This window comes from Falsiroseomonas ponticola (genome assembly GCF_016805305.1).
Classification (GTDB): domain Bacteria; phylum Pseudomonadota; class Alphaproteobacteria; order Acetobacterales; family Acetobacteraceae; genus Falsiroseomonas; species Falsiroseomonas ponticola.
The window spans coordinates 269,740-281,585 of sequence record NZ_JAERQN010000004.1 but is presented as its reverse complement, the minus strand read 5'-3'; the positions used below and the strand labels follow the sequence as shown (position 1 = coordinate 281,585).

11 protein-coding genes and 1 pseudogene are annotated in these 11,846 nt (G+C 72.3%); 8 read left to right on the top strand and 4 right to left on the bottom strand.

Features of this window, described 5'->3' with window-relative positions; all coding sequences use genetic code 11:
• Positions 1–35: 35 nt before the first annotated feature.
• The 7 genes and pseudogenes from JJI54_RS14605 to JJI54_RS33170 all read left to right on the top strand — a co-directional run bounded on the left by JJI54_RS14605 (position 36) and on the right by JJI54_RS33170 (position 6,491).
• Positions 36–1,295 carry a CaiB/BaiF CoA transferase family protein gene (locus tag JJI54_RS14605; RefSeq protein WP_203073732.1) on the top strand — a complete coding sequence of 420 codons (1,260 nt, stop codon included), beginning with the start codon at positions 36–38 and terminating at the stop codon, positions 1,293–1,295.
• Complete coding sequence (locus tag JJI54_RS14600) at positions 1,295–2,131, top strand: HpcH/HpaI aldolase/citrate lyase family protein (protein ID WP_203073731.1); 837 nt, start codon at positions 1,295–1,297, stop codon at positions 2,129–2,131. Before JJI54_RS14605 ends, JJI54_RS14600 begins: the two co-directional genes overlap by 1 nt.
• Positions 2,128–2,337, top strand: a complete 210-nt coding sequence (locus tag JJI54_RS14595; protein WP_203073730.1) for a hypothetical protein — start codon at positions 2,128–2,130, stop codon at positions 2,335–2,337. Before JJI54_RS14600 ends, JJI54_RS14595 begins: the two co-directional genes overlap by 4 nt.
• The gene (locus JJI54_RS14590; RefSeq protein WP_203073729.1) at positions 2,330–3,751 is read left to right on the top strand and encodes an amidase; all 1,422 of its coding nucleotides are present in this window, start codon (positions 2,330–2,332) and stop codon (positions 3,749–3,751) included. The genes JJI54_RS14595 and JJI54_RS14590 overlap by 8 nt, the downstream gene beginning before the upstream one ends.
• Positions 3,748–4,713, top strand: a complete 966-nt coding sequence (locus tag JJI54_RS14585; RefSeq protein WP_226381765.1) for a Bug family tripartite tricarboxylate transporter substrate binding protein — start codon at positions 3,748–3,750, stop codon at positions 4,711–4,713. The genes JJI54_RS14590 and JJI54_RS14585 overlap by 4 nt, the downstream gene beginning before the upstream one ends.
• An 83-nt stretch (positions 4,714–4,796) precedes the next feature.
• A pseudogene (locus JJI54_RS33175) lies at positions 4,797–5,738 on the top strand (DEAD/DEAH box helicase); the annotation flags it as partial.
• 249 nt (positions 5,739–5,987) lie between these two features.
• Positions 5,988–6,491, top strand: coding sequence for a DbpA RNA binding domain-containing protein (locus tag JJI54_RS33170; RefSeq protein WP_456305588.1), 504 nt, complete (start codon positions 5,988–5,990; stop codon positions 6,489–6,491).
• A 4-nt stretch (positions 6,492–6,495) separates the two neighbouring features.
• Here the strand turns inward: JJI54_RS33170 and JJI54_RS14575 are convergent, their stop codons facing one another.
• The 4 genes from JJI54_RS14575 to JJI54_RS14560 are packed head-to-tail and all read right to left on the bottom strand — an operon-like array spanning position 6,496 to position 10,788.
• Positions 6,496–7,470 carry a Bug family tripartite tricarboxylate transporter substrate binding protein gene (locus JJI54_RS14575; protein ID WP_203073727.1) on the bottom strand — a complete coding sequence of 325 codons (975 nt, stop codon included), beginning with the start codon at positions 7,468–7,470 and terminating at the stop codon, positions 6,496–6,498.
• A gap of 45 nt (positions 7,471–7,515) precedes the next feature.
• Positions 7,516–8,409: an SMP-30/gluconolactonase/LRE family protein gene (locus JJI54_RS14570; RefSeq protein WP_203073726.1), complete on the bottom strand. Its 894-nt coding sequence runs from the start codon at positions 8,407–8,409 to the stop codon at positions 7,516–7,518.
• A gap of 1 nt (position 8,410) precedes the next feature.
• Entirely contained in the window at positions 8,411–9,373 is a 963-nt protein-coding gene (locus JJI54_RS14565; RefSeq protein ID WP_203073725.1) for a Bug family tripartite tricarboxylate transporter substrate binding protein, read from the bottom strand.
• Positions 9,370–10,788 (bottom strand): amidase, encoded by a 1,419-nt coding sequence (locus JJI54_RS14560; protein ID WP_203073724.1) that lies wholly within the window; start codon positions 10,786–10,788, stop codon positions 9,370–9,372. Before JJI54_RS14560 ends, JJI54_RS14565 begins: the two co-directional genes overlap by 4 nt.
• A gap of 102 nt (positions 10,789–10,890) precedes the next feature.
• Here JJI54_RS14560 and JJI54_RS14555 point away from each other — a divergent pair, with 102 nt between their 5' ends.
• Entirely contained in the window at positions 10,891–11,841 is a 951-nt protein-coding gene (locus JJI54_RS14555) for an aminotransferase class IV (protein ID WP_203073723.1), read from the top strand.
• Positions 11,842–11,846: the final 5 nt, after the last annotated feature.

Sequence of the window (11,846 nt, the reverse complement as noted above, 5' to 3'; positions counted from 1 at the left end):
TTGTACGGACAACCACCCTATCCGAAGGCCTGTCAGTGGGCGATACCCCTTCGAAGCCGCGATCCAGCAAGCGGCGGCGTGACTTCGACCCGGCGGCGAAGGGCGCGCTGGATGGGCTGCGCGTGGTGGACCTGGCGCGGCTCGTCGCCGGCAACATGCTGACCAAGGTGCTGGCCGATCACGGGGCGGAGGTGGTGAAGGTGGAGCCGCCGGCGGGCGACAGCCTGCGGGCCTGGAAGGTCGACGGCGTGGAGACGGCGTGGAAGACCTGGTGCCGCAACAAGCGCAGCACCTGCATGGACCTGCGCAACCCCGACGCGATCGAGGTGGTGAAGCGCCTGGCCGCCACCGCCTCCATCTTCGTCGAGAGCTTCAAACCCGGCACGCTGGAGGCGATGGGCCTGGCGCCGGAGACGCTGCTGGCCATTAACCCGAAGCTCGTCATCGTCCGCGTCTCCGGCTGGGGGCAGACGGGGCCGTACCGCCACAAGGGCGGTTTCGGCACGCTGGTGGAGGGCTATTCCGGCTTCGCCGCCATCAACGGCTTCGAGGATCGGGAGCCGGTGCTGCCGCCGATGTTCATGGCGGATGCCTATGCGGGCCTCTACGGCGCCTCCGCCGCCATGATCGCGCTGCATCACGCGGAGAGGACGGGGCAGGGGCAGGTCATCGACCTCTCGCTGTTCGAGCCGATCTTCGCGGTGCTGGAACCGCAGATGGCCAACTGGCGGATCATGGGCCGCAAGAAGCCACGCACGGGCAGCCGCAGCACCAACACCGCGCCGCGCAACGCCTATCGCACGAAGGATGGCGGCTGGCTCAGCCTGTCCACCTCCACCCAGGCGGTCTTCGTGCGCCTGATGCAGAGCATCGGGCGGCCCGAGCTGGTTGACGACCCGCGCTTCCGCACCAACCCCGATCGCCTCAGGCACATCGAGGCCATCGACGGCGTGATCCGCGACGCTATCGCGCTGATGACGCGGGAGGAGGCTCTGCAGAAATTCGACCGCGACGGCGTCACCATCGGCCCCATCATGGATGTCGAGGATATCGATGCCGACGACTACGCCGCGCAGCGGGAGGCGCTGATCGAGGTGCCGGACGCCGAGATGCCGGATGGCTGGCTGCCCATGCATGGGGAGGTGCCGCGCCTGTCGGCCACGCCGGGCATCCTGCGCAATCCGGCGCCGCGGCTGGGCCAGGACAATGATGCGCTGCTGGTGCCCCTGCTGGGCGAGGCCGAAGTCGCGCGGCTGCGTGCCGCCGGCGTGATCCTGCACGGAGAGATTGTCTGATGACCCGCGTCTGGCGTTCCATGCTGTATGTCCCCGCCAATGTGCCGCGCTTCGTCGCCAAGGCGCCGGGTGCCGGCGCCGATGCGGTGGTGCTGGATGTCGAGGACAGCGTGCCGCATGACCGCAAGCTGGAAGCCCGCGCCGCGCTGAAGGATGCGGTGCCGATGGCGGCCTCCGGCGGCGCCGATGTGCTGGTGCGCATCAACCGCCCGCTGAAGCTCGCCGTGCCGGACATGGAAGCGGCGGCGGAAGCGGGCGCGCATGGAATCCTGCTGACCAAGTGCCTGGGACCCGACCATGTGCGCCTGGCGGCGGAGGTGCTGGCCGAGGCGCGGCAGAAGATGGTGATCGTGCCGATGATCGAGACCGCGGCCGCGTTGCCGCAGATGGAAGCGATCGCGCGCGCGTCGTCCATGGTGGCGGGGCTGCTGGTGGGGGCGGAGGACCTGGCGCTGGAATGCAACGCTGCCTCCGACGACGACCTCATCGTGCTGGCCAAGCGGCAGATGGTGCTGGCCGCGGTGGCGGCGGGGGTGGCGCCGCTCGGCACGCTCGGCACCGTCGCGGATTACCGGGATGCGGATCGCATCCGCGACCTGGTCGCGCGCTCCAAGCGTTCCGGCTTCGTGGGCGCCACCTGCATCCATCCGGCGCTGGTGCCGGTGCTGAATGCGGGCTTCTCGCCCTCCGAGAAGGAGGTGGACCTGGCGCGGCGGCAGCTGGCGGCGGCGGAGGAGGCGGCGCGGGACGGGCGCGGGTCCTTCACCGTGGATGGCATGATGGTGGATGAGCCCATCCTGATCCGCGCGCGCCGCATCCTCGCGCTGGCATCATGAGCGAGGAGATCGCGCGGCTGGTCGGGATTTCCGTGCGCGAGTTGCACGGGATCGAAAGCCGCGCCGGCGCGGAGGCCGTGGCGCGGGAGGTGGTGCGGCTGAACAAGGCGGTGCGGGACCTCGCCCGCCCGGCGCTGCATTTCAGCGACCAGCCTGCGGATTTCCCGGCGGCGCTGCTGCGCAACGCCGATCCCGCCAATGCTTGAGCTGACGCTGGCGCAGATTGCCGCCGCCATTCGCGCGCGGCAGGTGAGCTGCCTGGAAGTGACGCTTGCCGCCATCGAGCAGGCGGAGACGGTGCAGCCCGTCACCAACGCCTTCGTCGAGATTCTCGCGGATCGCGCGCTGGACCAGGCGCGGGCGCTGGATGCGGAACTGCGCGCGGGGCGCCTCCGCGGCCCGCTGCATGGCGTGCCGCTTGCGCATAAGGATTGCTTCGAGCGTGCGGGCGCCGCCATGGGCGTGGGGTCGAAGCTGCTGGCGGACAGCGCGCCGGGTGCGCGGGATGCGACGGCGCTGTCGCGGCTGGAAGCAGCGGGCGCGGTCGATCTCGGGCGGCTGAACCTGAACGAGTTCGTGGCGGGGCCGACGGGGCAGAACCCGCATCTCGGGGATTGCACGAATGCCTGGGACGCGGATCGCATCTCCGGCGGGTCGTCCTCCGGCTCCGGCTCCGCGGTGGCGTCCGGCGCGGTCTATGGGGCGCTGGGGTCGGATACCGGGGGGTCCATCCGCCTGCCCGCGGCCATGCAGGGGCTGTTCGGGCTGAAGCCGACCTATGGCCGCGTCAGCCGCGCCGGCTGCTTCCCGCGGGCGCACAGCCTCGACTGCGTCGGGCCGATGACGCGGACGGCGGAGGATGCGGCACTGATGCTCGGCGCGCTGGCCGGGCCGGACCCGCGGGACCCGACCGCGCTCGATGCGCCGGTGCCCGATTATGCCGCGCGGATCGCGACCGCGGCGGCGGGCTCGCGCCTCGTCACGCTCGCCGATCCCGGGCCGATGGATGCCGACATCGCCGCGCGTATCGAGGACCTGCTGCGCGTCGCGGCCGAGCTCCACGGCCCCGTCGCGCGCCGTCCCTTCCCGCAATTCGCGGCCTGCGATGCGCTGGGCGACGTGCTCTCCAAGGTCGAGGCCTCCACGCTGCACGGCCACTGGATGGCGACGCAGGGCGGCGACTATTCCACCGCCGTGCATTCACGGACGGAACCCGGCCTGCACATCCCGGCCCAGCGCTACCTGGAATCGCTCGCGCTCCGCGCCCGGATGCTGGAGGATTTTCTCCAGACCGTCATGGCCGATGCCGATGCGCTGATCTGCCCCGCCATCCCGATCCCCGTGCCGACGCGGATCGAGGCCGATATGGAAGGCGCGGGCCGCGTCTTCCCCGTGGTGGCGGCGCTGACCAGCTGGACGCGCCCCTTCTCCTATCTCGGCCTGCCCGTGCTCACGGTGCCGATCGGGCTCGACCGCAACGGCATGCCCGTCGCGGCGCAGCTGGTCGGGCGGCCCTTCGGGGAGGCACGGCTGCTCTCGCTCGGCGCCGGGCTCTCGGCCGCGCTGGGCTGGTCCTTCACGCCGGGGCTGCCGGCACGCATCGACGGAGACGCCGCATGATGGATCGCAGGACGTTGCTGACCGCCGCCGCGCTGGGCGCGCTGCCGGGGATCGCGGCAGCGCAGCCGGCCTGGCCCACCCGCGCCGTGCGCATGGTGGTGCCCTTCCCGCCGGGCGGGAGCAATGACGTGCTGGGCCGCGCGCTGTGCGAACGGCTGGGCGCGCAACTCGGGCAACCCTTCGTGGTCGAGAACCGGGGCGGGGCAGGGGGCGCGATCGGCGCGGACCAGGTCGCGAAATCGGCGCCGGATGGCTACACGCTGCTCTTCATGTCGTCGTCGCTCACGACGAACGCCGCCGTGCAGCGCCTGCCCTATGACCCCGTGGCGGACTTCACCCCCATCGCCCAGGCCGCCGTGGCGCCGATGATCGTGACCGTCGGCAAGGACAGCCCGGCCCGCACCATGGCGGATCTGGTGCGGATCGCGCGCGAACGGCCCGGGATGCTGCGCTTCGGCGGCGCCGGCCCCGGCGATACCTCCTTTTTCGCGACCGAACTGCTCAAAATGGCGGCCAATCTGGACATGGAGGCCGTGGCCTATCGCGGCATCACGGAGGCGCAGACCGATGCCGCCGCCGGGCGCATCGACCTGGTGGTGACGACCCTCGCCTCCGCCCGCGGGCTGATCGAGGCCGGGCAGCTTCGCCTCCTCGCCACCGCCTCCGCCGAGCGTGACGCCCGCATGCCGGATGTGCCGACGGTGCGGGAGGCGACGGGGATCGACTACGTCACCGGCGTCTGGTGGGGGGTCTTCGCGCCCGCCCGCCTGCCCCCGGCGCTGACCGCCACCATCAACGCCGCCGTCAACCGGGCGATGGCGGAGCCGCAATACCAGCGCGTGCTGGAAGCCGGCGGTGCCTCCATGGCCGCCCTGGCGCCGGAGGCCTTCGCCGCGCATGTGCGGTCGGAGGTCGCGCGCTGGACGGATGTGGCGAAGCGGGCGGGCGTCGCCCTCAACTGACAAGCGTGTGGCGCGGTGCAGCCATGCGCGGCCTTCCGGTAATGCGTGCGGTGCGCCCCTTTCTGCGCTAGGGGGGGCGCACAATGCCATTTCCCGAACTGCCCCAGCCGATCGCCCAGGCCCTGGCCGAGCGCGGCTACGCCGAACCCACCCCCGTCCAGGCCGCTGTCCTCGACCCCGCAACCCAGGGGCGGGACCTGCTCGTCTCCGCCCAGACCGGCTCCGGCAAGACCGTGGCCTTCGGCCTGGCCATGGCCGCCGATGTGCTGGAAGGCCGCCGCACCGGCGCGCCGCTCGCCCTCATCATCGCGCCGACCCGCGAACTCGCCCAGCAGGTGCGGGATGAGCTGACCTGGCTCTATGGCGGCACCGGCGCCCGCGTCATCGCCTGCGTCGGCGGGACGGAAGTGCGCGGCGACCGGCGCATGCTCTCCATCGGCGCCGAGATCGTCGTCGGCACGCCGGGGCGGCTGCGGGACCATGTGGAGCGCAACGTGCTCGACATGTCCCAGCTCCGCGCCGCCGTGCTCGATGAGGCGGATGAGATGCTGGACATGGGCTTCCGGGACGATCTGGAAGCCATCCTGGAAGCGGCGCCGGAATCCCGCCGCACGCTGATGTTCTCCGCCACCGTGCCGCGGGAGATCGCGGCGCTGGCCGCCTCCTACCAGCGGGACGCCATGCGCATCGCCGCGACGGCGGAGGGCGAGCGCCATGGCGACATCGCCTATCGCGCCATGATGGTGGGACCGCGGGAGGTGGAGGCGGCCGTCGTCAACGCGCTCCGCTGGTTCGAGGCCTCCGGCGCGCTGGTCTTCTGCAACACGCGGGAACAGGTGGCGCGGCTGCATGGCAGCCTCTCGGAACGCGGCTTCTCGGCCGTCGCACTCTCTGGCGAATTGACCCAGGCGGAGCGAAACCGCGCGCTGCAGGCGCTGCGGGACCGGCGCGCGCGGGTCTGCGTCGCGACCGATGTGGCGGCGCGGGGGATCGACCTGCCGGACCTCGGCCTGGTGATCCATGCCGAGCTGCCGCGGGACAAGGAGACGCTGCTGCACCGCTCCGGCCGCACGGGCCGCGCGGGGCGCAAGGGCACGGCGGTGATGCTGGTGCCGCATTCGCGGCGCCGCATCGCGGAGCGGCTGCTGGCCATGGCGCGGCTCCAGGCCGAATGGTCAGGCCCGCCGAGTGCCGATGACGTCCATGCCAAGGACCGGGAACGCCTGGCCGCGCAGGCGCGGGACGCGGCCGATGCGGCGGCGGATGAGGATGATGTGGCGCTGGGCCAGGCGCTGCTGGCGGAACGCAGCCCGGAACAGGTGGCGGCCGCGCTGTTCCGCGCGCTGCGCTCCACCCTGCCGGCGCCCGAGGAGATCACCGCCCTGCCGCCGCCCGCGCCCCGCGCGCCGCGCGACACGGGCGGCGGTGAGGGTGTGTGGTTCCGCCTGTCCATCGGCCGGCATTCCCAGGCGGATCCGCGCTGGGTGCTGCCCTTCCTCTGCCGCCGCGGCGACCTGACGCGGCGGGAGGTCGGGCGCATCGATGTGCTGGACCGGGAGACGCGGGTCGAGATCGCCCCCTGGGCCGCGGAGCGCTTCCTGGCCGCCGTCGCCCGCCCGACGGGGGACGAGGACGACCGAATCAAGGTGGAGCCGCTCGGCCGCCCCGCGCCGCACCGGGCGCCGCCCCGGCCTTCCGGGCCGCCGCGGCATGACGATCGCGGGCCGCCGCGGGGGCCGAAGCGCCCCTACGTGCCGAAGAACCGGGCGCCGCGGTAGCGCCTCAGATCAGGTCGATCCGGGCGTCGCGCACCACGCGGCGCCAGCGCGCCAGGTCGGCGGCGATCAGCCGCGCCAGGGTCGGCCGGTCCGTCGCATCCACGGCGAAGCCGACGCGGGCCAGGCGCTCCGTCACCTCCGGCGTCTTCAGCGCCGCCACGATCACCTCGTTCAGCCGGTCCAGGATGGGCGCGGGGGTCGCGGCCGGGGCGACGATGGCGGTCCAGGAGCCGGAGACATGGTCCGGCAGCCCCTGCTCCGCCATGGTCGGCACGTCGGGCAGCTGGCCGAAGCGCGTCGGGCCGCAGATGGCGATGCCGCGCAGCGCGCCGGAGGCCACATGCACGCCGACCGTCGCCGCGTTCAGCACCGCGATCGGCGCCTGGTTCTGGATCACGGCGGTGGCCGCCGCCGGCCCGCCGGTGAAGGGCACGGCCACGGCCTCCGTCCCCGTCAGCAGCTTGAACAGCTCCATCCCCAGCTGTTCGGAGGATCCGACGCCGGAGGAGGCATAGGCCGGGCCGCCCGGGATGGTCTTCATCCAGGCCACGACCTCCTGCACCGCCCGCGCGGGGATGGAGGGGTGGATGACGAGCATGTTCGGCGCCGTCATCACCAGCGTCACCGGGGCGAAGTCACGCTCCACGTCATAGCCGGGGTTGCGCATGATGACGGGGTTGATGGTCAGCGTGCCGCTGGCCGCGACCAGCAGCGTGTGCCCATCCCCCGGCTGGCCGGCGACGAAGCGGGACCCGATGGCGCCCGTCGCGCCCGGCCGGTTGTCGATCACCACGGGCTGGCCGAGCGCCGCCTGCATGCCGTTCTGCACCACCCGGCCGGCCAGGTCCGTCGGCCCGCCGGGCGGGAAGGGGACCACCATGCTGATCGGCCGGGTCGGCGCCCAGGGCGCCTGCGCGCCGGCGAGGCGCGGCAGCAGCAGGGGGGCGGCGAGAAGGCTCAGGGCGGCGCGACGACGCATGGTGTGAAATCTCCCGTTGTTGGATCGCAGTGAAGCACGGGTCGGTCAGCCCGCGAACATGGGTTCCGGCAGGCCCTTCACGCCGAGGCCCGTGACCTCCAGCAGCGCGCCTTCCCAGCGCTGCACGCCGCGCTGCCAGCCATTCAGGAATTTCCGCGCGGTGGTCACGAACATCACGTCATGCGCCGCGCCGCCGAAGCTCGGCATGGTGGGGCAGGAGGAGGGCATGCGGTAGCAGCGGTCGATCCGCCCATCCGGCGCGTAGCGCATCAGCAGCCCGTCATAGGGCAGCGCCGCCCAGTAGAAGCCATCGGTATCCACCGCCGCGCCATCGACCTTGCCGTTGTGGCCGGGGAAGTTGGTGGCGGAGAGGAAGATCCGGCGGTTGCCGATGGTGCCGGCGTCGAGGTCGAAGTCGTAGGCCCAGACGGTCTTGGCGCTGCTGTCGGAGAGGTACATCGTCCGGTCGTCGGGGCTGAAGGCGATGCCGTTGCCGACGATGATGCCGGTTTCCATCCGGTGCACGCTGCCATCGGGGTCGAGCCGCCAGAGGGAGGCCGAGGGCTCATAGGTCTCGACGAAGCGGGCATTCATGCCGCCGCACCAGAAGCGACCGCGGCGATCCACCTTGCCGTCATTCATGCGATTGCCGGGGCGGTCGGGCTCCGGCCGGGCGATGGTCTCGAAGATACCCTTCTCCGGCTCGATCACCGCGAAGCCCTGCAGCGTGCCGGCGATGAAGCCGCCCTTGGCGCGCAACCCGATGGAGCCCACGAATTCCGGCAGCTTCCATTCGGCATGCGCGCCCGTGGCGGGGTCGCAGCGATGGATCGCGGGCTTGAGGTTGTCGAGCCACCAGACGCAATGGTCGCGCGGGTCCCAGACCGGGCTCTCGCCGAGCTCGTCGGCCGTGTCGGCCAGGCAGCGGATGGCTTCCATCTCAGCTCTCCCGCGCGCCGGCGGTCTCGACGATGCCGCGCCACTTCTCCATCTCCGCCGTCACCAGCGCGCGCAGCGCCTCGGGCGTGGAGGTCGCGGCATCGGCGCCGAGCGCGGTGGCGCGGGCGCGGAATTCGGTGCGGGCGGTGATGGCGCCGATGGCGGCGTTGAGGCGCGCGACGAGGGGCTCCGGCGTGCGCGGCGGCGCGAAGATGGCGTTCCAGGTATAGGCGTCATAGGGTCTGATGCCGGCTTCCTGCATGGTCGGCAGGTCCGGCAGCGCGGCGATGCGGTTGGGGGTGGTGACGGCCAGCGCCCGCACGGCATTGCCCTGGATGGCGCCCATGGCACTCGGCACCGCGTCGAACATGAAGGTGAGCCGCCCGCCCTGGAGGTCCTGGATGGCCGGGGCGGAGCCGCGATAGGGGATATGCTGCGCCTGCACGCCGGCGACCGCTTCCAGCAGCACGGCGGAGAGGTGGATGGGCGACCCGATGCCGGCGGAGCCGTAATTGTGCCGGCCGGGTTCCGCCTTCAGCAGCGCCACCAGCTCCCCGGCGCTGCGGACATTCACGCCGGGATGCACCATCAGGACGTTGGCGATGGTGGCGAAGAGGGCCACGGGCGCGAAATCCCGCCGCGGGTCATAGGCCGGCGTCTTCGCGATCAGCGGCTGCAGCGCATGGCTGCCGAGCGTGCCGACCACCAGCGTGTAGCCATCCGGCGGCGATTGCATCACGGCGGCGCTGCCGATGGCGCCCGTGGCGCCGGCGCGGTTCTCCACCACGACCGGCACGCGGAGATCGACCTCCAGCGCCTGCGCCAGCAGCCGGCCCATGATGTCCGTGGGCCCGCCGGGCGGGAAGGGCACGACGAGGCGGATGGGGCGGTTGGGCCAGCCATCCTGCGCCAGGGCTGGCGTCGCCAGCAGCGTGCCGAGCAGGGTGCGTCGGGTGAGGGTCATGGCGTTTCTCCCAAAGGCGGCCGCGCCTTGTGCCAGGCGGTGCGCTGTTGAAAGGCCTCGGCCAGGGCCAGCACGCGCGCATCCTGCCCGTACCGGCCGATGAGGTGCAGGCCGATGGGCAGGCCATCGGGCGACAGGCCGCAGGGGATGGAGATGGCCGGCCAGCCCATGGCATTGGCGAAGGCGGTGAAGGCGACCGGCATGCGCGGCCCGGCGGGCATGCCGCCCACGGTGGCGGGCGGGCCGGACTCGATCGGCCAGGGCGGGGCCGGGCAGGTGGGCGTCACGATCAGGTCGTCATCGCCCATCGCGGCGCCGACGCTGGCGCGCCAGGCGGCCAGGCCGTCCTGGGCGCGGGCGTGGTCGATGCCCGACAGCGCCATGCCGCGTTCGGCCACCGCGCGGATGGCGGGGGTCACGGCGTCCTGCCACCCCTCATGCCCCTGCACGACGCGCGCGACGCCGACGGCGGACAGCACGGCGGAAAAGTCGCGCAGCGCGGTGGCATCGCCCGGCATGGCGCCCTCGGTGACGGTGCATCCCGCTTCCGCCAGCACGGCGGCCGCATCGCGCAGCAGCGCCGCCACGGCGGGGTCCGTCCCCTCGCCGGGCGCCTGCATGACCAGGCGGATGCGCGTGCCGCCGGCAGGGAGTGACGCATCGAGCGGCCCGAAGGCGAGGGAGGCGCGGTCCCGCGCATCGGGCCCCGCCAGCACCGCCATCGCCAGCCGCAGCCCCGCGACATCCCGCGCCATGACGCCGATCGCCTGGTAGTCCAGCGACAGCGGCGGGAAACCGTGCAGCCGGGGGATTCGCCCCGTGCTCGGCTTGAAGCCGCTGAGGCCCGTGAAGGCCGCGGGCAGCCGGATGGAGCCGCCGGCATCCGTGCCGATGGCGAGCGGCGCCATGCCCGCCGCCACCGCCGCGGCCGCGCCGCCCGATGACCCGGCCGGCACCATCGCCGGGTTCCATGGGTTGCGCGTGGTGCCGAAGACCGGGTTGCTGGTGTGCACGGCCAGCGCGAATTCCGGCGTGTTCGTCTTGCCGACCAGTACCGCCCCCGCCGCGCGCAGGCGCGCGACGCAAAGGTCGTCCACCCCCGGCGCGAAATCCCGGAACAGCCGCGATCCCCAGGTCGCGCCGAAGCCCGTGGCGTAGAGGTTGTCCTTCACGGTGAACGGCACGCCATCCAGCGGGCCGATCGCCTTTCCCGCGCGGCGCCGCGCGCCGCTTTCCGCCGCCGCCGCGCGGGCGGCCGGCAGGTCTGTGGCGATGATGGCATTGAGCGACGGGTTGTGCGCCGAAAGCCGCGCCAGGCAGGCTTCCAGCAGGCCCTCCGACGTGGCGGTCCCCGTCCCGAGGGCGGTGGCTGCCGCGGCCAGGTCATCGACAGGCGGGGCGGGGTGGGGTTCCATACAAGCAGCATGCGACGCCGTTGCGGGGCTGCAAAGCCGGGGGGCGGCGGTTTGACGCGGCGCGCCGGCGATCCCTATCCTGAGTCGACACGAGGATGATTGATGACCGAGGCGTTGCAGGTTCCCACGCACCTGACCGTGGAGAACGCCGATTTCAGCAAGGCGCTCGGCTTCATCGATGGCGCGGTGGTGCCGCTGGCGGAGGCAAAGATCCCGGTCCGCGACCTCGGCCTGATGTATGCCGACATGACCTATGACGTGGTGCATACCTGGAAGGGCGGCTTCTTCCGGCTGGAGGATCACCTCGACCGCTTCTTCGCCTCCATGGCGGGGCTCCGGCTGGATGCGGGCATGGACCGCGCAGGGATGCGGGCGGTGCTGATGGACCTGGTGCGGCAGAGCGGGCTTCAGGACACGCTGGTCTATTTCGCCTGCACGCGGGGGATGGCGGTGCCGGGGTCGCGCGACCCGACGCTGTCCCGCAACACCTTCTTCGCCACCGTCACGCCGCTGATCCTGCGCGGGCAGCCGGAGGAGATGGCACGCGGCAAGGATGCGATGCTGGTTCGCGATATCCACCGCATCCCGTCCTCCGCCGTGAATCCGGTCTGGAAGAACAGCCATTGGGGCGATTTCATCCGCGCCACCTTCGCCGCCAAGGATGCGGGCTTCGACACGCCGATCCTGCTGGCGACCGACGGGCTGGTGGCGGAAGCGCCGGGCTTCAACATCGTGGCCGTCATCGATGGCGCGCTGCTCAGCCCGGAATCGGGGGTGCTGGAGGGCATTTCCTGCCGCACCATGTTCGAGATCGCGGCGGAGCTCGGCATCCCCGCCCGCTACGGCGCGCTGACGCCGGAGGCGCTGCTGGGGGCGGAGGAGGCCTTCCTGACCGCCACCTCCTGCGGGTTGTTCCCGGTGACCCGGATCGACGGGCGGGCCATCGGCGCCGGCGTGCCCGGGCCGATCACGACGCGCTTGCTCAATACCTATTACCGCAAGAAGAATGAGGGCTGGCACATCACACCGGTGACGGCCAGGGATGAGGGATAGGGCGG